Source organism: Streptomyces sp. OZ13 (assembly GCF_052068155.1).
Taxonomy (GTDB): domain Bacteria; phylum Actinomycetota; class Actinomycetes; order Streptomycetales; family Streptomycetaceae; genus Streptomyces.
In genome coordinates, this window is sequence record NZ_JBQHCZ010000003.1 from 592,485 (window position 1) to 616,154 (window position 23,670).

Genomic DNA, 23,670 nt, shown 5'->3' on the forward strand with positions numbered 1-23,670 from the left:
CATGAATCCGCGCTCCAGCAAGCCCGAGGGCCACGCCCGGCGCACGGTGGCCCCGTGGGTCAGGACCCGGCTGCGCACGGCTCCCGGGGCGGCCTTCGCGTTCGGTGTGCTCGTGCTGCTCACCGCGTTCCTCGCGGCCGCGTTCCCCCGTGCCGTCGACTCGTACGAGAACCACGGCCTGCGACACGACCTGAGCGATGCCCAGCCGTCCCGCAGCGTGCTGGAGGTGAGCACCCCGCAGCCGCCGCTCGAACTGCCGGAACCGGCCCGGGAGAAGTCGCTGCTCCCCGAGCGCCTCGCCGACGCCCACCGGGCCGTGACAGGGCTGCTGCCGGAGCCGCTGCGCGTGGACACCGCGCAGTCCGCGTACGGTGTGGAGACCGCCAAGCCCCTGGAGGGCACGGACCCTTGGCTGCCGCGCCCCGAGGGCGCGTCGCCGGAGTTCTCCGTCGTGGCGCAGAGCGGGCTCGAGGCGCACTCCACCATGCGGGAGGGACGGCTGCCGAAGACGGACGGACGGGTCACGTCCACCACCAAGGAGTTGGAGGCCGCGGTCACCGCGGAGACCGCGAAGACCCTGAAGATCAGGACCGGCTCCGTGCTGCACCTGGGCGACCCCGGGGAGGGGGCGCTGTCCGTACGGATCACCGGCATCGTGGACCCGCGCGATCCGCACGGGAGTTACTGGTCCGCCGACCCGCGGCTGCGCGCCCCCGGGCTTCTCGTGGCGCCCGGGACCAGCCCACCGGTGACCTACTGGAACGCCTCCCTGCTGATCGCCCCGGACGCCGCCCCGGCGCTGCTCGGTACCCTCGGCGAGCCCGAGCCGTACTGGCGCTTCGCGCCGCTCACCGGCCACCTCACCGCACAGGACGTGACCGCCCTCACCGACCGGATCGCCTCCCTCGAAGGCGGCCCCGAGCTGCTCGAGATCAAGGGTGCCGTCGACAAGAACGCCATGCTCACCACGGACATGGACGGCATCCTCGCCTCCTACGCCACGATGCGGGACGCCATCACCCCGGTCGTCGCCGTGGCCGCCTTCGGGATCGGCACCGTGGCCGCAGTCGTGGTGGCGATGACGGGCGGGCTGTTCGCGGCGCGGCGCCGGGCCGAACTGGCCCTGCTGCGCTCCCGCGGCGGTTCGTTGCGCGGCATCGGCGGCAGGCTGCTCGGCGAGACCGCCGTCGTCGCCCTGCCCACCGCGGCCACCGGTCTGCTCCTCGCCGTCCTGGTCGTCGACGACGCGAGACTGCTGCCTGCCGTGATCGGGACGGCTGCCGTGGCGGTCATGGCCTGCGCGGCGCTGCCGGTGCGCGCCGTGGCGCAGCACCGCAGGCCCCGTGTGCCCGGTGAACGCGACGACGTGGTGCTCGCCCGGCCGTCCAGGCGCCGCACGGTCGCCGAGCTCACTCTGCTGGTCCTGGCCTTGGGCGCGGTCGTCGCACTGCGGCGGCGCGGCACCTCCGACGGTGCCGACCATCTCGTCAGCGCCGCGCCCGTGCTGGTCGGCCTGATCGCCGCGCTCGTCCTCGTACGGCTCTATCCGCTGCCGCTGCGCTGGGCGGCGCGTCCCGCCGGCCGGCTGCGCGGCGCGGTCGGGTTCCTGTCACTCGCCCGTACCGGTCGCTCCTCCGCGGCCGGCGCCCTGCCGCTGCTGGCCCTGCTGGTCGCGCTCACGACGGCCGCGTTCGGCGGTTCGGTCCTGGCGGGCGTCGCGGACGCGCGGGACCGGGCGGCGCTGCTGGCGACGGGCGCGGACGCACGCGTCTCGAGCCCCGGCGACGTGGTGCCGCTCCCCAAGGGGGCGGAGCGGGACGTGCGGGACGTGCCCGGGGTACGGGAGGTGACGGCCGTGCAGATCGAGCACGCGCTGAACCTGCCCGCCCGGAACCAGGCCGAACGGTCGGACCCGCTGGCCGTCTCCCTCGTCGGCGCCGACCCCGGCGCGTACGCGACGCTGGCCCGGCACACGGGGCTCGGCGCCTTCCCCGCGGACGCGCTCAGGACCTCACCGGCCGCGGGTGACGCCTCCGGGGAGCCCGTGCTGCACGCCGTCGCCTCACCCGGCGTCGCCAAGCAGCTCGGCGAGGGAACACACCGGATCCCCTCGGCAGCCGGCCCCTTCACCGTCAAGGTCGCCGCCGTACGGTCCCGGACCCCCGCCGTGTCGTCCGCGGAGTTCCTCGTCGTCGACGGCTCGCGGCTCACCCACCGTGTGCCGACCGCGCTGCTGGCCACCGGCACCGGCATCGACGGCAAGGCACTGCGCGCGGCCGTCCACGGCATGGACGACGACCTCACCGTGCGGCTGCGCGACGAGGCGCGGGCGACCTTCACCGACTCGCCGCTCCAGGCCGGTGCGGAACGGATCTACGCGGCCGCCATCGCCGCCGGGGCCGGCTACGCCGTGCTGGCCCTGCTGCTCTCGCTCATGCAGGCCGCGCCGGAACGCGCCACCCTGCTGGCCCGGCTGCGCACCATGGGCCTCACCACCCGCCAGGGCCGGCAGCTGCTCGGCCTCGAAGCGCTCCCCCAGGCACTGCTGGCCGCCGTCGGCGGCATCCTCGTCGGCTGGGCCACGATCCGGCTCCTCGCGCCCGGCGTGGACCTGGTGCGCCTCGCCCTGGCGGCCGCGCCCGGCTCCGCACCCCTGGACAGCGCGTCCCTGCGGGCCGATCCGTGGTCGCTGGCACTGCCCGCGGCCGCCGTGGTGCTGCTGGCGGGGACGGTGGCCGCCGTCCAGGCGTGGTGGGCGGGGCGCCGCGGATCGATCACCGAACTCAGGGCAGGAGACACGCGATGACCGACACCACCCTGGAGCAGCTGGAGGAACGCGCCGCTGCCCACCGCGACCGGCCCTCCTACGGGCACGACGCGCTGATCACCTGCGACCGGCTGGTGCGGATCTTCGCCTCCGACGGGGTGGAGGTCCAGGCGCTGCAAGGACTCGACCTGCTGGTCAAGGAGGGCGAGCTGATGGCCCTGGTCGGCGCGTCCGGCAGCGGTAAGTCGACCCTGATGAACATCCTGGCCGGGCTGGACGTGCCGTCCGCCGGCGCGGCCCGGGTCGCCGGGTGCGACCTGCTCTCCATGGACGCCAAGGCGCGGCTGCGCTACCGCCGCGAGGTCGTCGGCTTCGTGTGGCAGCAGACCGCCCGCAACCTGCTGCCGTACCTCACCGCGGCCCAGAACGTGGCCCTGCCCATGCAGTTGCGCGGCGGCAGCCGCGGCAAGAAGCGGAAGGCGGAGCGTGTGCGGGAACTGCTGTCGATGCTCGGCGTCGACGACTGCCGCGACCGGCGCCCCCACCAGATGTCCGGCGGGCAGCAGCAGCGCGCCGCGATCGCCGTCGCCCTCGCCAACTCGCCAGCGGTGCTGCTCGCCGACGAGCCGACCGGAGAACTGGACTCGGCGACCGGTGAGCAGGTCTTCGCGGCGTTCCGCCGGGCCAACGAGGAGCTGGGCACGACGATCGTGATCGTCACCCACGACCAGGCCGTCGCGGGCGAGGTCCGCCGCACCGTCGCCATCCGCGACGGCCGCACGTCGTCCGAGGTGCTGCGGCGCACCGAGATCGACGCGGAGGGGCAGGAGTCGGTGGTGGCACGCGAATACGCGATGCTGGACCGGGCCGGACGCCTTCAGCTGCCGGCCGACTACACGGCGGCGCTCGGCATGGAGCACCGCGTGATGCTGGAGCTCGAACAGGACCACATCGGGATCTGGCCGGACGACGCGGCGGAACGCTGACGTGGCGGGGCGTGCCGCGGCCCCTCGGAGTGAGTGGCCTCTCCGCGGCGGCTAAGCCGGGGTGACCGTCAGGCCGCCCACACCGTTGGTGCGCAGGGCGATCGACCCGAAGGGCGTCCGCAGCCTCAGCCACGCCCCCGCGGACAGGAGCGCCACGGGCATGCCCGGTCGCAGGAACCCGAGCGACTGCGCGGCGTGCACGGCACGCAGGGGAAGGGCTGTCGCGCCGACCGTGCGCGACCAGATCTCGCGGCCGATGCGGTCCCGTTCCGCGCGGGTGCGCCGCTCCTCCGGAAGCGCCTCGTCACGCCGGCGGAACTCGGCCACGGCAGCTGCCACGGCCGCCCGCATCGCGGAGACGTCAGGCAGTCCCGGCAGTTCCCGCCAGCCGCCGCGCGGCGGGAGCACACCCGCCCACGGAGGACCGGTGACCGCCGCGGGCACGGCGAACTCCGCGCCCTCCAGCGACTCCAGCAACTGCCCCGCGGAGACGGTGACGTCCAGCTCGACGGATTCCGCGAGGCGCGCCGTACGGATGGCGAGCACCTCGAAGGACGGCGGACGCCCGAACACCGCGAGCGCCCCGCGCCCGGCCTGGAGCCTGACCGCGGCGGCGCGGTCGTAGTGGATCAGCCGGCCGAGGAAGGCGGAGAGGTCCTCCGCCTCCCTCATGTCGGCGAGACGCAGACTCTGCACGGGCACGGACATGGGAACGCTCATGCGGCGAGGGCGGCCTTGTCGAGGTACTTCTCGAGGAAGGACTTCTCCTCCGCGCTGATACGGCGCGGCCGCTGCGACTCCAGGTTGAAGGGCACGACGACCGTCGAGGCCCGCACATAGACCGTCGACGGATCGTCCTCCTCCTTGACCTCGTACGCGATGGTCAGGGAGGCGGCGCTGATCTTCGTCACCCACGACTCGATGATCACCGGCTCGTGCCGGTGGACCAGCGGCCGCACGTAGTCGATCTCGTGCCGTGCGACCACCGAGCCGCCGGAGAAGGAGGGCGAACCGTCCCCCGGCGCCAGCCGGAACATGAAGTCGATCCGCGCCTCTTCCAGATACCGCAGGAAGACCACGTTGTTGACGTGCCCGAAGGCGTCCATGTCCGACCAGCGCAGGGGGCAGCGGTAGATGTGACGGGCCATGCGCCGCATCAGCCCCGGGTGAGCTTCTTGTACGTGGCGCGGTGCGGGCGTGCCGCGTCCGGGCCGAGACGGTCGACCTTGTTCTTCTCGTACGACTCGAAGTTGCCCTCGAACCAGTACCACTTGGAGTCGCCCTCGTAGGCCAGGATGTGCGTGGCGACCCGGTCGAGGAACCAGCGGTCGTGGGAGATGACCACGGCCGCGCCGGGGAACTCGAGCAGAGCGTTCTCGAGGGACGAGAGCGTCTCGACGTCGAGGTCGTTGGTGGGCTCGTCGAGGAGCAGCAGGTTGCCGCCCTCCTTGAGCGTCAGCGCCAGGTTGAGGCGGTTGCGCTCACCACCGGAGAGGACACCGGCCGGCTTCTGCTGGTCCGGGCCCTTGAAGCCGAAGGCGCTCACGTACGCGCGGGACGGCATCTCGACCTGGCCGACGTTGATGTAGTCCAGCTCGTCCGACACGACCGCCCAGAGGGTCTTCTTGGGGTCGATGTTGGCGCGGGTCTGGTCGACGTAGGAGATCTTGACCGTGTCACCGATCTTGATCGTGCCGGAGTCGGGCTGCTCCAGGCCCTGGATCATCTTGAACAGCGTGGTCTTGCCGGCGCCGTTCGGACCGATGATGCCGACGATGCCGTTGCGCGGCAGTGTGAAGGACAGGTCGTCGACGAGGACCTTGTCACCGAAGGACTTCGAGAGGTTCTCGACCTCGACGACGACGGAGCCCAGGCGCGGGCCCGGCGGGATCTGGATCTCCTCGAAGTCCAGCTTCCGCATCTTGTCCGCCTCGGCGGCCATCTCCTCGTAGCGGGCGAGACGGGCCTTGGACTTGCTCTGCCGGCCCTTGGCGTTGGACCGGACCCACTCGAGCTCTTCCTTCAGCCGCTTGGCGCGCTTCTCGTCCTTGCGGCCTTCGACCTTGAGGCGGGCGGCCTTCTTGTCGAGGTACGTGGAGTAGTTGCCCTCGTAGGGCAGCGCACGGCCGCGGTCGAGCTCGAGGATCCACTCGGCGACGTTGTTCAGGAAGTACCGGTCGTGAGTGACGGCGACGACGGCGCCCGCGTACTTCGACAGGTGCTGCTCGAGCCAGTTCACCGACTCGGCGTCGAGGTGGTTGGTGGGCTCGTCGAGGAGCAGCAGGTCCGGGGCCTCGATCAGCAGCTTGCACAGCGCGACTCGGCGCTTCTCACCACCGGAGAGGTTGACGACGGGCCAGTCGCCGGGGGGGCAGCCCAGGGCGTCCATGGCCTGCTCCAGCTGGGCGTCCAGGTCCCACGCGTTCGCGTGGTCCAGGTCCTCCTGGAGCTTGCCCATCTCCTCCATGAGCGCGTCCGTGTAGTCGGTCGCCATGAGCTCGGCGACCTCGTTGAAGCGCTTGAGCTTGCCCATGATTTCCGCGGCGCCGTCCTGGACGTTCTCCAGGACCGTCTTCGACTCGTCCAGCTTCGGCTCCTGCATGAGGATGCCGACGCTGTAGCCGGGGGAGAGGAAGGCGTCGCCGTTGGAGGGCTGCTCCAGCCCGGCCATGATCTTCAGCACCGTGGACTTACCGGCGCCGTTGGGGCCGACCACACCGATCTTCGCACCGGGCAGGAAGCTCAGCGTCACGTCATCGAGGATGACCTTGTCGCCGTGCGCCTTGCGCGTCTTGCGCATCGTGTAGATGTACTCAGCCAAGAGAAACCGTCCGGCAGGAAGTGGGTGGGCAGATACACCCATCTTGCCGTACGGCGCCCCCCGGACGGAAACCGCGTCCTTGCGCCCGCGTGTGCCCGGGGCGGCCCGGCGCCCCCACTCCGCCCGCTTGCCCCCGGACCGGACGGCCGACGGCGCGAACCGGACAAGACGGGGCACGTCGAGCGGCCGGAGCGTGAACCGACAGAAGGGGCCCGGCACGTCCCCGTGCCGGGCCCCTTCCTCGATCACCTCATGACGGCGCCACAGCGCGTGGCGACATGATCACTCTCCGCCGGTCGACTTCTTCTTGCGGAGGAAGAAGACCGCGCCGCCGCCGGCCAGCACCAGCACGATCGCGATGCCCGCGATCATCGGCGTGGCACTGGAGCCACCCGTCGCGGCGAGGCCGCCCTCGAGTCCCGCGGAGGTGCCGCCCGCCGACGCGGGGCTGGGCTGGGACGACGGGGTCTCGGTGCCGGGCTGTGCGGGGGCGCTCGCGGTCTTGCAGTCGAGCACGCCCTTGAAGTTCTTCTCGAACCCGCCGGGCCCGGTGATCGTGAAGTCGTAGGCCTGGTCCTCGGCCACCGGCACCGTCACAGTCCGGGACTCCCCGGCCTTGATCGTGTGCTTGAAGCCGGCCAGCGAGAAGGTGAACGGTGCGTCACCCTTGTTGCCGGCCGTGATGTCCACGCCGCCCTTGGCGCAGTTCTTCTTCGCCGACAGGGAAGGGATCGCCCCCGCCTTCGCCCAGGTCGCCGTGGCCTGCGCCGAGACGGTGGACCGGCTGGAACCGGCCAGGATCTGCGTCTGGCTCTTGGTGGCGCTGGCGAAGGCCCGCCCGACCGGCACCGACATGCTGGCCTGGACGCTCAGCGTGGCCGTCCCGTCCGCTGCGTCCTCGGGGACGTCGAAGTACAGCTTGTTGCCGTCGACCGCGGAGGTCACGGGCTTACCGGCCTCGTCGGTGATCTTGATTCCGCTGGAAGCCGCGTCGGCGGGGGGCGCCACGGCGACCTGGCCCGCGTCGGTGCGCACGGTCACCGGGCCGAGCCGGCTGCCGGGCTTGCCGGAGACCGCGTTCGGCTCGAGGCTCAGCGAGGCCTTGGGCTCCTTGACGTCCGCCGCGGACTTCTGGAGCCAGTCGGCGAGCTTCTCCGCCTGCGGGTCGGCCGCCGTGACGTCCGCGCCGTCCGAGAACCTCCAGATGGCGACCTGGGTGCCGGCGGCGGCGGTCCTGTCCGTCAGCTGCCCGTCGAGCCCGGCGCTCTCTGCCAGCGCCGCCAGATCGTTGACCTGGGGGAACGAGTGCTGCAGGATCCAGCGGATCTTGCCGGCGTTCTCGTTGGCGCCCAGCGACGTCTGGTTCCAGGGGGTCTCCAGATACTTGGCCTGGTCCTGGGTCGGGTTGTGGATGTCGATGCAGTACGTCTGCAGCTGGCCGCCGCCGTCGACCGTCATCTCGAAGAGACCCGCGAGGATCTCCTGGTCCTTGCCGTTGGTGTGCAGCACCGCCTGGTCGTACGTCTGCAGCCCGTCGAGCGTGGCGACCGCACCGCCCTGATGCTGGACGGCGTCGTCGGCGACTGCCGTGCCGGCGCCGGCGACGGATCCGGCGGCCATCAGGCCGGACACCACCGCCGCGGCGGCGAGACGGCGAGCGGCGCGCCGCCTGCGTACGGCAGACGTAGAGAACACAGCAAACACAGCAGAATTCCCCTCCGGGCGAGACCTTTTCGCGTGCGACGCGTGAGAGGCGTGCGACGCGTGGGGGGAGTGTCTCGCCAGCAGACTCAAGTGCCCCGTGAGTACCCGGGAATCCTATGGACGGCGCGCAGCGCGATGCCCGGTCATGCCGTCAGATAACCATTCCGACTCGAAATCGTTACCACCGTCGGCGAGTTCACCCCCTGATCGCCCTTTTCCGCCCGCCCGCACTCCCGGAGCGGTGGAACCGTTTTGCCTCAACTCCCGTCAGGAGACGGCGACAACGGGCGCTCCGCGCGCCACGGCCTCGCCCGCGTCGGTCCGCTGCTGCACCGCCCCCACGGCCTCCGCGCCCGCCCTCGACGGCGCCGTCCCCACGGCCGCCGCGGATCTCTCGTCAGCGTCCCGGCTCTTCACCACCCGCCGGAACGCCGAGGTCCCGCGGGTCAGGTCGTGCCCCACCGCCAGCGCGTCGATGTCAACGAACGTCCGCCGTCTGCCGTCCGTCTCCTCCTCACGCACCTTCAGCCGGCCGTGCACCAGAAGCGGTTCGCCGACCGAAACGGAACCGGCCAGATTCTGTGCGAGCGAACGCCAGGCGAAGACGGTGTAGAAGCTTGTCGGCCCGTCCGTCCAGTTACCGCCCCGGCGATCCCAGCGTCGCGAAGGAACGGCGAAACGGAATCGCGCCATCCCGCCCGTGGCCGTTTCCCGGTACTCCACATTCGTGGCCACATTCCCCACCACCGTCACCATGGTGTCGTTCATGACGGTCACCTCCCCGTCCGGTTGCATTTGCCCGGTCGCTGTGGACCGGTCTCCATGCTGGACCGGACGGAAAGATCGCGCCGACGCCTGTGGACGGACGCCCCGCTGTGGACAACTCCGTCACCCGATCCGGGAACGCATCCGCACCTGCAGCGCTCCTGGTCCGGGTGACGCGGGCCTCGCCGATCCCGACACCGTCGCGTACTGCTCCCGCACCTCCCGGTACCGCATCAGCTCCGCCGCCACCGGATCGAGCACCTTCGCGCGCCCGCAGGCGGCCGCCGCCTCCTGTAGGCGACGCCGGGCATCCTGCCCGTACCGCCGCGCGGGGCCCTTCGTCGCGGCCGCGCACGCCCACTCGACCAGCGGCCCGCCCACGATGCCGGCGAGCATCACCAGCACCGGCGGCACGAGCCCCGGCTCCAGTACGCCCACGATCTGGCCCACCAGCCACAGCCCGCCGTAGATCTGCAGCAGCGTCATCGACGCCTGCGCGAGCACCGCGGCCGGCCACCACGCAGGGCGCAGGGGCCGCCCCTTGGTCTCCGCCGCCTCACGCGCGGCCAGTTCGTCCAGCGCCTCCGGAAGCCCCTGCGCGCCCCGCACGGCCGCTTCGCGCACCGCCTGGCCCCACGGGGCGGGCAGGCCGTGCGCGGCCTCGTCGGCGACCGTGCGGACCGCCTGCTCGACCCGCTGCCGTGCGGTGGGCTCCTCTTCCACGGGAACCTGCGGCTCGGCGTTCGCCGCCCCGGGCATGCGCTTGCGTTCGTACCAGCGCCACAGCCGCAGCCACGGCGTCCCGCACGCGCGTCCCGCGTTCCTGCGCCATTCGCGCTCGGCGGCCTCTCCCGCCGCGGTCGCGCCGATCGCCTCCGCGAGCCGTGCCGAGAAGTCCTCACGGGCCCGCTCGTCCAGACCGGTCCTGCCGTCGGCGACGTACACCGGGCGCAGCTTCGCCGCCGCCGCGTCGACATCGGCCGACAGTCTGCGCGCCGCCGCGCTGCGATCCTGAACGAACGCGCCGACCATCTCGCGCAGTTCGCCCACCCCCTCCCCCGTCAGGGCGGACAGCGCGAGGACGGTCGCGCCGGGTTCACCGTGCTCCCCCACCGCCATGCCGTCCTCGTCGAGCAGCCGGCGCAGATCGTCCAGGACCTGGTCGGCGGCCTCGCCGGGCAGCCGGTCGATCTGGTTGAGCACGACGAAGGTGATCTCGGCGTGACCGGCCAGTGGCCGCAGATAGCGCTCGTGCAGCGCCGCGTCGGCGTACTTCTCAGGGTCGACGACCCAGATCACCGCGTCGACCAGCGCCAGGATCCGGTCCACCTGCTCCCGGTGCCGTACGACGGCCGAGTCGTGGTCGGGCAGGTCCACCAGCACCAGCCCTTGCAGCGTCTCGTCGCCGTCACCGCCCGCGAGGGGCTTGCGACGCAGCCTCCCGGGGATGGCGAGCCGGTCGAGGAGCCCGGCCGCCCCCTCCGACCAGGTGCACGCGATGGGCGCGGACGTGGTCGGCCTGCGCAGCCCGGTCTCCGCGATGCGCACCCCGGCGAGCGCGTTGAACAGCGTGGACTTGCCGCTTCCCGTCGCGCCGGCGATGGCCACGACGGTGTGGCGCGAGGACAGCCGCTGGCGCGCGGCGGCCTCGTCGAGGACCCGGCCGGCCTCCGCGAGGGTCCTGCCGTCCAGCCGGGTCTGGGACAGGCCGAGCAGCTCGCGCAGGGCGTTGAGCCGGCTCCGCAGCGGGCCGCCGTACGTTCCTCCGACGGGCAGCTGCTCGTCGCCGATGTGGTCCCCCTCGCCCTCGCCTCTCACGTCTCCCTTGCCGTCCCCGTGTCCCGCGCCGTCGTCGTGAACCGTGCCGTCGTCGTGAACCGTGCCGTCCTCGTGAACCGTGCCGTCCTCGTTCCGCTGACCGACCCGGCGGGCGATCAGTCCGTCGTCCCAGCGGCCGCCGGTCTCGTTCTCGTCGTCGGTGATGGCGGTCACCCGCGGTCACCTCTCCTTCTGCAGTAGGGACAGCGCGGCGATCAGCTCGGCCTGGGGCTCCGGGCTCACCTCGAGCGCGTCGAGGGGCGCCAGCCGCCGCTCCCGCTCGCTGTTCAGCACGTCGTCGATGTACGTCGTCGCCAGCTCGGCGCCCTTGTCGCGCAGCCGCAGCGCGCTCTGCGCACCGATCCGCTCGGCGAGCCGCTCACCCGCGCTGCGCGCCCGCCGCCCGCCGAGCAGCGAGGTCGCCAGCAGCGCGGCCACCGTCTCGGGGTCGGGTGCGGCATTGCGCTCCATCCCCCGCACCTCTTCCTCGGCGAGCTCCTCCAGGACCCGCCGCCAGCGCCGCACGGCCATCCCGATCCGTTCCCCCGCCTCCAGGTCGCGCCGGCCGCTGCGGGCGACCCCGGCGGACGCGGGCTCCCGCCGCCAGGCGTTCTCGACCTGCTCGTCGGCGGCGGCGACGGCGCACTGCAGCAGCGCGGACAGGCTGGCGACGAGGGAGTCGAGCAGCTCGGCGGCCGAGCTGTCGCGGGGATAGCCGCGCCAGCGTGTACGCGCGTCGCCGGCCAGTACGGCGCCCGCCCGCAGTTGCCTGCGCACCCGGTCGCGCTCCGCCTCGTACGCCTCCTCGACCGCGCTCGTCAGCCGCACGGCCGCCGCGTACTGTGCCGCGACGGCGCTCGCCAGCTCCGGCATCCGCATGTTGAGCGAGTCGATCACGCCCCCTGCCGTACGGCTGATGGCCTGCTGGCGGGCCGCCGGGTCCTGCGCCCTGTGGGCGAGCCAGGAGAACAGGCCGGAGACGGCCGTGGTGGGCAGCAGCCCGTTCGCGCCACCGGCCGACTCGGGCAGCTCCGGGATCGTGAACCGGGGCACGTCGCCGAGCCCCGCCTTGGTCATCAGAGCCGCGTACTGGCGCGACACCTCGTCGACGACCTGGTGCGGTACACGGTCGAGCACGGTCACCAGCGTGGCGTTGTACTCCTTCGCCGTGCGCAGCAGGTGCCACGGGACGGCGTCGGCGTAGCGCGAGGCGGTCGTCACCATCACCCACACATCGGCTGCGCAGAGCAACTCCCCGGCCAGCAGCCGGTTCTCCACGACCAGCGAGTCGATGTCGGGAGCGTCGAGCAGCGCCAGGCCGCGCGGGAGCAGGGAGGCCGTCTCGATCCGCAGCGCCTTCTCTTCCACGGCCCGCCCGCCGCCGGTCCGCCCGCCGACGTTGCGGCCCCCGGCGGTACGGCCCCCGGCCCTGGCCGACAGCAGGTGCTCCTCCTCGGCATCCTCCTGCGGGGGCATCCAGACCCGGGTGAGCCGCGGCAGCACCCTCATCCCGGCGTACCAGTGGTGGTCATCGGGGTGGCACACCAGCACGGGCGTCCGGGTCGTCGGCCGCAGCACCCCCGCCTCGCTGACCCGTCGCCCCACAAGGGAGTTGACGAGCGTGGACTTCCCGGCACCGGTGGACCCGCCGATGACGGCGAGCAGGGGTGCTTCGGGATCTTTGAGACGGGGCACCAGATAGTCATCGAGCTGGTCGAGCAGCTCGGCCCGCGTCTGCCGGGCCCGGGGCGCGCCCGCGAGAGGAAGTGGAAGACGCACGGCGGCGACACGGTCGCGCAGGGCGGAAAGTGCGTCGATCAGCTGAGGCCGTGCATCCAAGGTCACCACATGCGAAGAATGCCCAATTTTGGTGACTTTTTGAAGCGTATGACGATCTCTGCGCGCCGATCAGACAGATGGGACACACGGGACGAGTGGGACGCAGGCATAACGAGTGCACAACACCCGGCACGTGAGACGTCAAAAGCGATGCACGAATCGCACCTGCCTGCGATTATCGGTTCGCTTCACCGAACCTCCACATCGTGCCACGCAGGCGAAGCAACCGGGTCAAGGCGATCGGAGCCCTATCCTTGTGCCCGGCAAGGTCACGGACCACCCGAGGGGGGCTCCAGGCCACCACCGGCCCCCGTAGCTCAGTGGATAGAGCAGGCGCCTTCTAAGCGCTTGGCCGCAGGTTCGAGTCCTGCCGGGGGCGCACAACGCGCACCACCTTGAGGCCCTCCGGCCCGGAGGGCCTTTTCGCTGGTCAGCGGCACATTAGCGGGCAGGGCGTAGCGGACACGTAAGCGCCGGACCGACCTCATGTGATCACGAGGACGGTCCGGCGCTGTCCGGCTGTCACCGGGTTTCTGCGGGTGGCTACGGAGAATGCACGGAGAAGTTCTCCGCGCCCCGTCAGCCCTCGTCGGGCAGGTCGGGGAGGTCTTCCCCGGCTTCCATCCGCTTCTTCAGCTCCGAGAGCTGGCCGGACACGCAGCGGGCGTAGATGGCCAGTAGGACCGGCACGCTGTTGCCCGCCCACTCCGCGACCTGTGCCGGCGGAATGCCGTCGTTGAGCCACTTGGTCAGCCGGGTGTGCCGCAGGTCGTACACCCGCTTACCCAGAGGTGAGGCGAACTCATCAGGCGTGAGGACCTTGTCGCGAGCGGATCGCCAGGCCCGTCGAATGACGGAGCCTGCCAGCAGCTCGCCTTTCTCGCCCGGGAACAGCAGGTCGCCAGGCTTCAGCTCGTCGGCCTTGATGTGCTCGCGCAGAATCCTCGTGAGCGACGGATGTCCCGGGACGACGCGGGTGTCGCCCGCGGCTCGCCCCTTCAGTCCGCGTTCCTCGTGAATGGCTCCCGTGTCGGTCCAGTTCGAGCCGACCTCCGGCTGAGCGGTATGGAACAGCAGCTCGCACCACTGGTCTGCGGCGTCTGCGGCGGGCAGCCGAACGTCCCTCACGCGCATTGCCACCGCCTCTTCGGGGCGCGGCCCGGTGTAGTAGAGCGTCGCGAAGAACGCATGCAGCCGGGGACCGCCACGGGGACGGCTACGGACCCACCCCAGCAGTCGGGCCGCCTGACTGGTGTTCAGAAGCGCCCGCTTGTCCACCGCAGACGATGTCTTCGGCGCGGTCCCCCTGCCCTTCGGTAGGGGGTTCGCCCGCAGTACCTTGCGCTTCACGGCGTGCTCCATGGCGACATTGAGGACGCGCCGATTGCGCTTCATGGAACTGGCAGCAGCGCGTGTGCCGTCCAGCCGGACATCGAACGCGCGCAACACCCCATCCACGTTGGCCGGGTCCTCCCAGGCCGCCATGGACAGCGTGTTCCGGGCCACCCACTTGAGGATGGCCGCCACCTCCGGCGGTGCCTCCTCGCGCCGCTTGGTGTTGAAGGCGAACTCACGCAGCGCGGTGCGTACGTCGACGGGCTTGAAGCCGGTTGGCGGCGTTCGGAGCAGCGCAATGGTCGTAGCGGTCAGCGCCTTGGCGGTGTTCTTCCGGCTGTTGCCGGCCGTTCGGTCCCACTGGACATCGGCAAACTGGACGGCGAAGTCGTACCAGTTCACCGCGGTCGCGCCCGACTTATGGGAGAGGGGCCGTCCGGTGCTGAGGCTGAACGCCTCACCGCGTCGGGTCGCGCTGACCAGCTCGGAGCGGAAAGCATCCGCGAGCGCTCGCGTCCCGAACGGGGCTCGCTGCTCGTTGCCGTCCACGGTCCAGCGCACGGTATACGTGGTGCCTCGCGCACCCTTGTACGTCGCGGTCTTCCAGACCTTGACGTTGTACGTCGTTTCCATCAGGCGGCGTCCTCGTGATCGTCGAGCCAGTTGTCCAAGTCGCTCCGCCGTACGCGCAGGTCGCCGTTCGGGAGCTTGATGCAGCGGGGGGCGCGGCCCTTCTGGCGCCAGTCGTAGAAGGTGGACCGCGATACGTGCAGTTCTGCGCAGACCTCGGGAAGCGTGAGCATCCGGCGGGGCCCGATGTGGCTAGGCATGGTGTCCCTCCTGGGGCAGCAAGGGGCCATGGCCCCTTTCCTGTCGGGTCCGCTACTTCCGCTACGCCGCTGCATCGCGGGCAGAGCCTCGAGCGTGTGGCGGGGAGCGGTTGTTGGCGGGTTGGGCCGTCACGGGCGGGCGTGACAGTCCTGCTAGTCGGGTTTGGCCTCGGGCCGCTGGGCCGCGTGTGTCCGAAGTGCGGGATTCTGCGTCACCGCGTCATCCGTGTCATTCATGTTCCTGACCTGCGATTTTGCGTGACGCAGAGGGTTTGGGGTGCGTCACCGGTGACGCAGGCTTTTCGTCACCGGTGACGCAGGTGACGCGAGATGACGCAGCGACGGCCGTCTTGCGTCATCGCTGTAGCTACAGGTCAGAAGCCGGTTTCGACCCTCGGGAGACGCAGGTGACGCAGCGTCCCTTCCCTTAGGAAAAAGAAGGGGGGTGTCTGTTGTGGTGCAGTGCGCCTCAAAGCGCGAAGAAGGAGCCGTTTCGCGGCGCGACCATCGAGCGGCGTGCCGCCGAACAGCAAGAAGAGCACCCCGCGCCTGGCGGGACGTGGTGCTCTTCTTGCTGTTCCGGGCGGCCAGGTCGCCGGTCAGTGCATCGGTTCTTGCTCGTGTGGTGGCGGAGTCGGGCGTCGGATCATTTCGATGTAGCGGCTCTCTTTGGTGCGGCCCCAGTCGATGAGTACGCCGCGGGCGGCGAGTGTGGGTTGGAGGCGCTTGAGGCGGTCGGACAGGACTTTGCCGGTGGTGGGCCAGCCCTTGGGCAGGGGACGGCAGTCCTCGCCGCTGTAGAGGCCGGTGAGGCAGTGGAGCCACTCGGTGGAGGTCATCCGCGTCTCCGCGCCCGGGGCGAGGCCGGCGGCGTGCTTGAGCACGGTCTGTGCGAGGAGGTCGCCTTCGATGACGTCGTCGTTGAGGTCGTCCAGGCTGGCTCGGTAGGCATTGAGCGCTCCGAGGCCGGTCGCCGCGTCGAGCTGTGCGCACAGGTGGGCGAAGTCGGCCATGCGCAGGTCGGTGGGGATGTCGGCCTCGGCGGCGCGGACCTTGACCGTGAGGTCCAGGAGGGAGCCGAGGACGACGGGCAGGACGTCTTCGAACTCCGCCCAGAGTTCGGCCTCGGTGCGTCGCACGCGGGGGCGTTCGAGGCGGAGCGGGAGGAGTCGTTCGGCGAGGTCGGGGCGGATGACGCCGACGTCGATGCCGGTCAGGAGCAGGGGGCGGCGGTAGCGGGCGCGGACGACGTCGCCGTCGGTGTAGAGGGCGCGTTTGATGGTCTCGGCTCCGGTGACGATGCAGCACATGAGGTCGGACAGGTCGGGGGCCAGGTGGGAGAGGTTGTCCAGGGCGGTGACCCATCCGGCGGCCACTGCGGCGATCAGGTTTTCTTCGTCCTTCGGTGCACGGCGCAGGTCGCCGCTCATGCCTTCGATGATCCGTACGAGCATCCGTCCGCCGGTGGACTTGCCGGCGCCCTGGGGACCGGTGAGGAACGGGGCGGGGACGGGCACGGACGGTCCGAGGCAGCCGATGAGCCAGGCGATGGCCAGGCACTCGGTTTCCGCGTTGGCGAAGTTGCACAGCCTCAGCAGCAGGTCGATGCCCTTGCCGTCGGTGTCCCTGGCAGGCAGGGGGAGTTCTCCGGTGAGCTGGGTGCGTCGCCAGCACACCTCGCGCGGGTCGGGGGTGAGGATGTCCCAGCCGGTGGGGTGGATGCGGACGGACTGTCCGTCGTTGCGGCCCAGGTCCAGCCACGTTGCCCCGTCGAATCCCGGAGCGACCCTGATGTGGACGGGCTGCACGTCCTCGCTCATCGCGAGTGCTTCGATCAAGTCGAGCGCCTCCTTGAGTGCGGTTCCGTTGAACACGCCGTGCCAGTCGTTGAAGAGGCCGACCATGAGTTCCTGGCGGTGGCTGCCCGAGGTGCCCTGGGAGCGGATCGGGCGGGCGACGGGGTGGCCGTTCTTCTGCGCGTAGACGGTCCCGTCTGCGTTGCGGAAGTACCGAAAGTGGGCCTGCGCGTAGTCGGTGATGACCTCGCGGGCGGGATTCTTTTCGTCGTCGGACATGGTCACAGTCCCAACCTGGTGCGGGCGTTGGTCCACGCGTCGGTGCAGTGCCGAGCGGTTTCGCCCTTGGCCTGCGCGGCGGTGAACAGTCGCGCGACGTGGTCATCAGTGAGGCAGCCGCATCGGCCATGGGCGGACAGCACGGCGAGGAACGTGCGGTAGACGGTGGCGTGGACCTGGCTGCGGGCGTCGGTGATGCGCCGCTCTGCCATGGAGATGCCACGGTCCAGGTAGGTGGGTGTGCGGTGGCGGCAATCCCCGCCTGCGGCGAGTGCGGGCACGGTGACGGCATGCTGTGCGGGCTGGACCGTGGGGGTGTTCTTCACTGCCAGCTCGCGCACGGCGTCCGGCAGCGCCGTCATTGTGCCGGTACCAAACCCGAGCCAGCGGGCGTAGGCCATGGTGGACTTGATGTCGACGCCGTCGCGGACGGCGTTCACGGACCGCATCGTGCCTCGGTAGATCCAGTGCTCGCCCCGCGTGGTAACCAGGGTCCGGGTCGGCGGCAGGGTCTGCCGGGCCCAGGCGACGGCGTCGGTGTCGTCCAAGTCCACGACGGTGAGCCCGGCCCCGGCGGGGTGGTAGGCGACCGAGGCGGCCGTGCGCCACATCGGCGCCCATGCGGCGGACATGATGACGGCGCGGTCGGTGGTCGCGGCTGCCCAGCCGTGGCACACGCGCGGGCACCGGCAGCCCCCGACCGTCTTCATGGTCGGCCGCCCGCCGCATGCGAGTCCCGCGCAGTCGGGGCAGTTGCCGAACGGGATCTTGCCCGCCCGCAAAGGCAGCACGGGTACGGCTGTCTCCGCCAGGATGAGGGCGGTGTGCAGGTGGGCGTTCACGCCGCCACCCCCAGGGCGGGAGGCGTGGCGAGGTAGGCGTGGCCGATCCACTCCGCGTAGGCGGGTGGGATGGCTTCGCAGACGCCGCGGATGGTGGTGATCCATGGGGCGCCCATGGCTTCGGCGGCGGCGCGCTGCCAAGCCTTGGAGTGGCGGCCGCCGGTGATGGTCATGAACGGCTTCTCAGGAGAGGGGAGGTAGCCATTCCTGGCGCACAGCGCCTGATGGTTGGGGTGCCTGGGCGCGGTGAGTGGGAAGCTCGTCTCGAAGAGGCGGTGGCGATACATGCGCAGACCGAACATGGGGCCGCAGAGCATGATCGGGTCGCGCAGCTCCGGGCGGGCGGCTTCGACGTTCTCGATGACGTAGGGCCGGCCGACTTTGAGCATGGCGTCGCGGGTGGGTGCGATGAGGTCCGGATACGTCTTGTGGTTGTAGGCGTTGAGCGGGCTGTAGGCCTGGCACGGCGGGGAGCCGTGGACGAGGTCGTACTCGTGGCCGTGGGCGTAGAGGTAGTCGATCGCGTCGCCGTGAATGAACGGGAACGGGTACTCACTGGCGCAGTCGGCGTCGATGTCGACGCCGACTACATCGAACCCGGCCTGGTGGTAGCCCATGGCCATACCGCCGCGGTGGCAGAACAGGTCAAGGACGCGGGGGCGCCGGCCATCTCGCCGGATCGGGATCGGATTGGTCATGCTGGGAGACCTCCGCAGGTCTGTTGACAGGGCTGGGGAGAGGGAGTGGCCGCGGTCTTTGGCGAGAGGCGGCCGCTCCCGTCATCACCGAGTGGTGATGTGCTCCCGCCAGGTCTAGTCGTCGCGCCGGACGGGAGTGTCAGTAGCTCCCGATACGTTGATCAGCGGAGCGCCGCGCCCACGGGCTTCTCGGGGCACGGTTTCGGCTGACGGGAGGAAGCAAGTTGACGGCTTGGCTGATGTACCTGGGTGAGGACCCCAAGCGTGTGGGGGGCGGGTACGACGACAACAGCTCCAGCCACTACAGCTGGGACAGCCGGGTACCGAACTCCACCGCGGTGCGGGTCGGTGACGAGATCGTCCTGTGGGACGGGAACACGTCGCTGGGCCTGTCGGTCATCGAGGACATCGAGACCGGCACCGGGACGAAGGACCTGAGCTCCTGCCCGAAGTGCGGGAAGGCGGACATCGCCGAACGCAAGACGATGACGCCCAAGTACCGCTGCTGGACCACGACCTGCAAGGCCGAGTTCAACCTGCCGGCCGTGGAAACCGTCGACGTCATGACCTACCGCGCCCGCTACGAGGCCGGCTGGGTCGACCTGCACGGCCACCTCCCCGCGGCGGAGCTGCGCCAGCTGTGCGTGGAACCGAAGTCGCAGAACGCGCTGCGTCGCCTGCGCTGGGACGACTTCCGCACCCGGGTCGAGACCGGGAAGAACGCCACGTCGCTCAGCGTCGTCGACAGCGCCCACGACCTGATCGTCGGCGGCCACACGAAGGCCACTGTCCGGGTCCGCAAGGGCCAGCCCGCCTTCCGCGCTGCACTGCTCGCCGAGTTCGGCGAGACGTGTGCCTTCACCGGCAGCATGCCCGCCAGCGTCCTCGAGGCGGCCCACCTCTACAGTTACGCCAAGAACGCCAAGCACCAGATCAGCGGCGGGCTGTTGCTGCGCCGCGACGTGCACAGGCTGTTCGACCTCGGCGAGATCGCGATCGATCCGCAGACGCTTCTCCTCGACGTCGCGCCGATGACGCGTGCCTACGAGGTCTACGCGCAGCTTCACGGTCAGCCACTCGCGGTGAATGTGAAGCCGGCCCACAGGAAGTGGATCTCCCAGCACTGGGCCATGCACCGCCTGAACGCCGGGGCGAGTATCCCGGCCCAGAAGTCCGGCGATCAGGCGCTCGTCCCGTAGTGCTCGTCGCAGGCGGCCACCGCTGGCGAGCGGTGGCCGCCTGCGTGCCTCTGGAGGTCGTCGATGGCGATGACGTCGCTGGTGGGCAAATTGATGGGGTCTTCGGTCGAGAGCAGAGCCCCAAGACGTCGAGCAGCACGATATCCGCGAGGAATCGTGTCCCGCGAGAATCCGCAATCCGCGAGAAATCCATACGCGCGGAAAAATCTCCGCGTACGGTGATGGGTACTCAGCGACTTTTGCCTGCAGGGGGGATACCAGCATGCCTAAGATCCGAAAGTTCTACGAGGCCATCGCCGTTGGCGAGATGAAGGTCGATGCAACGATGGACGCCCAGAGGCAGTTCCAGCCGAAGTGGGCGAACAAGTTGCAGAAGATCTGGGACCGCGAGGTGCTGCTCCCGGCGATCGTCTCTCGCCGTCCGGACGGCGACTACGTGCTCGATGGCCAGCACTCCAACGAGGTCGCTCGGATCAAAGAGGGGCCGGAGTTCAAGCGCGACTGCATGGTGTACGAGGGGCTCACCAAACAGCAGGAGGCCAAGCTGTTCCTCGCGGCTAACCGTGACCGCCGCGCCGTGAAGCCGTACGAGAACTTCTCCGTGGCGGTCACCGCCGGGGAGATCGAGGCCGTGAAGATCAACGCGGACGTGAAGAGCTGTGGTCTCCACGTGTCGAGTGGCACCTCCAAGGAAGGCATCGCGGCCATCCAGGCGCTCAAGGTCATCCACGGAATGCGCGATCCCCAGGACGGTCTCCTCCCCAAGACGCTGACGACGGTCCTCAACGCCTGGGGCCACGACCCCACCTCGTGGGACGGAATGATGCTCCGCGCGGTCGCCCTCGTCATCCACAAGAACTGGGACACCGTCGACCTGGACTCCCTCTCACTCACCCTCAAGCAGGAACCGGTGGGCAAGTGGAAGGACACGGCGATGAACGACACGATCAGTGGCGGGGGCTCGCAGTCCCGCTCCATCCCCCTCGCCAACAACATCGCTTACGAGTACACCGGCCTGTTCGGTGAGCGGCATGGCGCGATCTTCGGCGTGCCGAAGCGCAAGAAGGTGAAGGCCACCGCAGCGTAGAGCGTGGCCATCGCATCACCGCTCGGAAGGGCAAGACTGCCAAGGAGCCCAGGAGTGCCTCCTCCACCAGTTTGCAGGGCGGCCCGCTGAATACGGCGGGCCGCCCTTGGTGTGTCAGCGGTTGGTGATGGTTCCGTTGGCGCGGCCGAATAGGCCGGTGGCGGTGATGTTCTGCGTGATCTGGGTGGGGGCGGCCCGGCCGGTGCGGCTGCGGCCGATGCCGAGCAGCAGGGGCAGGGCGATGGCTCCGGCGGCGATGAGCGCGACGGTGGCCCACAGGGCTTGGCTCATGGCGATTAGTCCCGGTGCTGCGTAGGAGAGTCCGGTGCCGGCGGCGGCGACGCCGCCCCCGATCGTGGGTGTGAGGAGTGCGGTGGTCTTGGCCCAGGTCGGTATCGGGGCCGCGCCGGGCACCGGCTGCGGCTCGGGTGCGGCAGGGGCCTGGGTGTAGGCGAGGGTGCGAATGCCGCCGGGCAGGGTGACGAGTTGGACGCCGGGCGGGATCTCGTGCGGCAGCATCTCGGCCCGCGCCGTGGTCGGCATCTGGGGGACGGTGGTGATCTCGTACGGGGTCTGGGAGTGCACAACGGGGTCCCTTCAACGACGGCGGGCAGCACCCGTGATGCGGGGTGCTGCCCGGTGCCGTGCTTGTCGTGTCGCTTGTCGTCTGCCTTGCCGTGCGGCTTGTCGCTTGTCTTGTCGCTTGTCGCCTTGCAGGTCACAAGCCGTCTCCGGCCCTCACAGAGCCGCCCAGGGCCCCTCCCGTGGGGATGGGCGACAGGCGACAAGCGCTCACACCTCGGGGGTTGTTCCGGGGGCGTGGCGGTGGTGGACGTAGCGGGCTTTGGTGCCCTCTCCGACACGTACGGCGGTGCCCTCGTCGGTCCATGTCTTGAGCCATCCGACGACGGTCTGCCGGGTGGTGCCGTGCTCATCCGCGAGCGCGCGGGCGATGGCGGACGCCCCGGTTCCCTCCGGTCCGGCGGCGAGCAGCAGCGCGAGCGCCGCAGTCCGCGCGGCGTTGTCCTCGTTCCGCAGGGCGGACAGGTTCAGCCCGGCCGCCGCGGGCGGCTCCCCCGTCCCCGTTCCCGTGTCCGGTCCGGTGCCGTCCGGTTCGGGGGCGGTGGCGAACTGGGCGTCGATCTGCTCGCGGAACTTCCGGGCGAGCGCATCCTCGTTCGACTCGGGGGCGGGCGGCTGCTGGCGCAGCGCGGACAGGTTCAGCCCGGCCCCGGTGCCGGTCTCCTGCTGCGGATTGCCGGTGGCGGGGTGGTCGTCGCGCATCCATGCGGTGCGGGCGCTGTCCCAGCGGCGGGCGTAGTCCGGCCCGGCCGCCTTGCTCGAGATGGCATCAAGGATGGGGTGCCGGTCGGAGGTGGCGGCGACGATGTCGCGGATCTGGTTGGGCAGGATCCGCCAGGACTTGAACAGCGCGGCCGGGGATTCGGGGGTGCCCATGAACCCGGCACCCTTGTAGGGGGCCTGGTCGACGCGCAGGCCACGGGATCCGGGGAACTGCTTGCCCAGGTCCATGCCCTCGGTCTCCCCGCCGGTCAGGGCAACGCGGACCTTGGCCTCCCGGCGGATCATCAGGTTCCCGAGCACCGCGCCGGTGGCTCCGAGGGCGGTCAGGACGGTGCGGATGCCCATGGCGCGGGCGATCCTGATGACTTCCAGGATCTTGGCTGCGAGCTTGCGGGACTCCTTGTCGCTGCTGGCCAGGATCTCCGCACCCTCGTCGATCACGATCTCGATTTGCGGGATCCGGTCGCTGATCGGCAGCAGGTCCGTGTTCGCCTTGGACATCAGGTCCTGGTAGGCCATCTTCCGGTGCTTCGCGATCCGCACCGCCGCATCGAGCATCACCGCGGCTTCCTCGTGCGAGGCGGCGAGCCAGTCGATACCGGGCCGCATGCCGTCGGTGGTCTGCCCGCTGCTGTCGAGGGCGGGCCGTACCCACGGGAGGCCGGCCGATCCGGCGTTCAGGTCGATCACCCAGGTCACGATGTCTGTGGCGCGGGCGAACCCGGCAAGGATCGTGTGGACCATGTTCGTCTTGCCGGAACCGGTCGGCCCGACGACCAGCGCGCACTGCTCGCGCAGGTAGGCGCGGATCTCGTCCGCGTTCGTGCGCAGCCCCCACGGAATGCCGGTATGCAGGGACAGCGGCCCGTAGTCGGTGGGGTAGGTCACCTCTGCGGCGAGCACGTTGACCGTGGTCACGTCGATGAGGACGCGGCCCTGGTCGATGCCCTGCGAGGCGGATGCGGTGCAGCCGTGCGGCAGCCGGGCATCGGCTGACAGCCGCGCGGACTCCTTCGCGATCCTGTCGTAGGTGGTGCCACCGGGCGGCAGTTCGGCGTCGATGGTGAAGCCGGTCCCGGTGGGCCACTGCTCGACCGCGAGCACGCGCACGGTGATGCCGCACACGCGCTGGATCCGATCCACCCACTCGGCGGCGATCGCCCGGCGTTCGGCGGACAGCTCTTGGGAGACCTGCCGCTCAGCGGCGGCGATGGCCTCCAGCTCGCGGGCTTCCTCGTGGAGCAGCGTGGCGCGGGCGGCGGCACCCATCCCGACTCCGAGGGTGGTGAGCGATCCGAGGGCGGCCCAGGTGAGCGGGCCGGTGGTCATGGCCCACGTCGTCCACCCGGCACCCAGCAGCCAAGAAGCGGCGCGCATGCCGATCGTGCGGGCAGAGAGCCGGTCGCGCAGGGACGTGGTGGTGTGGCCGATCGCCCCGGCCGCGCCGACCGCGAGGGCCCAGCCGGGCGGCATGCCGGTGGCGGCTCCGGTGGTGGCGACGGCGAGGCATCCGGTGGTGGCGGACAGAGCGCCGGTCACGGGTCCGTGACCGGCAGCCCAGTCCCACACCGGCCCGCTTGAGGCGGTGTTGGTGGTCAT

General features: G+C 70.7%; 18 protein-coding genes and 1 tRNA gene. 5 read left to right on the plus strand and 14 right to left on the minus strand.

Annotated elements, in window-relative coordinates:
* Position 1: 1 nt before the first annotated feature.
* Both ACTMTU_RS09655 and ACTMTU_RS09660 read left to right on the plus strand, forming a co-directional pair.
* Positions 2–2,806 carry an FtsX-like permease family protein gene (locus ACTMTU_RS09655; protein ID WP_441263049.1) on the plus strand — a complete coding sequence of 935 codons (2,805 nt, stop codon included), beginning with the start codon at positions 2–4 and terminating at the stop codon, positions 2,804–2,806.
* Positions 2,803–3,753 (plus strand): ABC transporter ATP-binding protein, encoded by a 951-nt coding sequence (locus ACTMTU_RS09660; RefSeq protein WP_441263050.1) that lies wholly within the window; start codon positions 2,803–2,805, stop codon positions 3,751–3,753. The genes ACTMTU_RS09655 and ACTMTU_RS09660 overlap by 4 nt, the downstream gene beginning before the upstream one ends.
* A 51-nt stretch (positions 3,754–3,804) precedes the next feature.
* Here the strand turns inward: ACTMTU_RS09660 and ACTMTU_RS09665 are convergent, their stop codons facing one another.
* The 7 genes from ACTMTU_RS09665 to ACTMTU_RS09695 all read right to left on the minus strand — a co-directional run bounded on the left by ACTMTU_RS09665 (position 3,805) and on the right by ACTMTU_RS09695 (position 12,700).
* Entirely contained in the window at positions 3,805–4,461 is a 657-nt protein-coding gene (locus tag ACTMTU_RS09665) for a hypothetical protein (RefSeq protein WP_441263175.1), read from the minus strand.
* Positions 4,462–4,469: 8 nt separating this feature from the next.
* Positions 4,470–4,901, minus strand: coding sequence for an acyl-CoA thioesterase (locus tag ACTMTU_RS09670; RefSeq protein WP_053557288.1), 432 nt, complete (start codon positions 4,899–4,901; stop codon positions 4,470–4,472).
* Positions 4,902–4,909: 8 nt separating this feature from the next.
* Positions 4,910–6,574, minus strand: a complete 1,665-nt coding sequence (gene ettA / locus ACTMTU_RS09675; protein WP_441263051.1) for an energy-dependent translational throttle protein EttA — start codon at positions 6,572–6,574, stop codon at positions 4,910–4,912.
* A gap of 282 nt (positions 6,575–6,856) precedes the next feature.
* Positions 6,857–8,269: a Cys-Gln thioester bond-forming surface protein gene (locus ACTMTU_RS09680; RefSeq protein ID WP_441263052.1), complete on the minus strand. Its 1,413-nt coding sequence runs from the start codon at positions 8,267–8,269 to the stop codon at positions 6,857–6,859.
* 276 nt (positions 8,270–8,545) lie between these two features.
* Positions 8,546–9,046 (minus strand): single-stranded DNA-binding protein, encoded by a 501-nt coding sequence (locus ACTMTU_RS09685; protein WP_441263053.1) that lies wholly within the window; start codon positions 9,044–9,046, stop codon positions 8,546–8,548.
* Between the two features lie 120 nt (positions 9,047–9,166).
* Positions 9,167–11,035 (minus strand): GTPase, encoded by a 1,869-nt coding sequence (locus ACTMTU_RS09690; RefSeq protein ID WP_441263054.1) that lies wholly within the window; start codon positions 11,033–11,035, stop codon positions 9,167–9,169.
* 6 nt (positions 11,036–11,041) lie between these two features.
* Positions 11,042–12,700 (minus strand): dynamin family protein, encoded by a 1,659-nt coding sequence (locus ACTMTU_RS09695; RefSeq protein ID WP_441263176.1) that lies wholly within the window; start codon positions 12,698–12,700, stop codon positions 11,042–11,044.
* 306 nt (positions 12,701–13,006) lie between these two features.
* Between ACTMTU_RS09695 and ACTMTU_RS09700 the strand changes: the two genes are divergently transcribed.
* Positions 13,007–13,079, plus strand: a tRNA-Arg gene (locus tag ACTMTU_RS09700).
* A gap of 200 nt (positions 13,080–13,279) precedes the next feature.
* On the opposite strand, the gene ACTMTU_RS09705 is transcribed toward ACTMTU_RS09700, so the two are convergent.
* The 5 genes from ACTMTU_RS09705 to ACTMTU_RS09725 form a co-directional block, all read right to left on the minus strand.
* Complete coding sequence (locus tag ACTMTU_RS09705; RefSeq protein ID WP_441263055.1) at positions 13,280–14,668, minus strand: tyrosine-type recombinase/integrase; 1,389 nt, start codon at positions 14,666–14,668, stop codon at positions 13,280–13,282.
* The gene (locus tag ACTMTU_RS09710; RefSeq protein ID WP_441263056.1) at positions 14,668–14,865 is read right to left on the minus strand and encodes a helix-turn-helix transcriptional regulator; all 198 of its coding nucleotides are present in this window, start codon (positions 14,863–14,865) and stop codon (positions 14,668–14,670) included. The genes ACTMTU_RS09705 and ACTMTU_RS09710 overlap by 1 nt, the downstream gene beginning before the upstream one ends.
* Positions 14,866–15,464: 599 nt before the next feature.
* Positions 15,465–16,940, minus strand: a complete 1,476-nt coding sequence (locus ACTMTU_RS09715; RefSeq protein ID WP_441263057.1) for an ATP-binding protein — start codon at positions 16,938–16,940, stop codon at positions 15,465–15,467.
* A 2-nt stretch (positions 16,941–16,942) separates the two neighbouring features.
* Entirely contained in the window at positions 16,943–17,782 is an 840-nt protein-coding gene (locus ACTMTU_RS09720) for a DNA primase (RefSeq protein ID WP_441263058.1), read from the minus strand.
* Positions 17,779–18,480, minus strand: a complete 702-nt coding sequence (locus ACTMTU_RS09725; RefSeq protein ID WP_441263059.1) for a DNA cytosine methyltransferase — start codon at positions 18,478–18,480, stop codon at positions 17,779–17,781. Before ACTMTU_RS09725 ends, ACTMTU_RS09720 begins: the two co-directional genes overlap by 4 nt.
* A 224-nt stretch (positions 18,481–18,704) precedes the next feature.
* Here ACTMTU_RS09725 and ACTMTU_RS09730 point away from each other — a divergent pair, with 224 nt between their 5' ends.
* The gene (locus ACTMTU_RS09730) at positions 18,705–19,679 is read left to right on the plus strand and encodes an HNH endonuclease (RefSeq protein ID WP_441263060.1); all 975 of its coding nucleotides are present in this window, start codon (positions 18,705–18,707) and stop codon (positions 19,677–19,679) included.
* 262 nt (positions 19,680–19,941) lie between these two features.
* Positions 19,942–20,766 (plus strand): DUF6551 family protein, encoded by an 825-nt coding sequence (locus tag ACTMTU_RS09735; RefSeq protein ID WP_441263061.1) that lies wholly within the window; start codon positions 19,942–19,944, stop codon positions 20,764–20,766.
* Positions 20,767–20,880: 114 nt separating this feature from the next.
* On the opposite strand, the gene ACTMTU_RS09740 is transcribed toward ACTMTU_RS09735, so the two are convergent.
* The gene (locus ACTMTU_RS09740) at positions 20,881–21,351 is read right to left on the minus strand and encodes a hypothetical protein (RefSeq protein ID WP_441263062.1); all 471 of its coding nucleotides are present in this window, start codon (positions 21,349–21,351) and stop codon (positions 20,881–20,883) included.
* Positions 21,352–21,558: 207 nt separating this feature from the next.
* On the minus strand, positions 21,559–23,670 hold the full coding sequence (locus ACTMTU_RS09745; protein WP_441263063.1) for a hypothetical protein: 2,112 nt from the start codon (positions 23,668–23,670) through the stop codon (positions 21,559–21,561).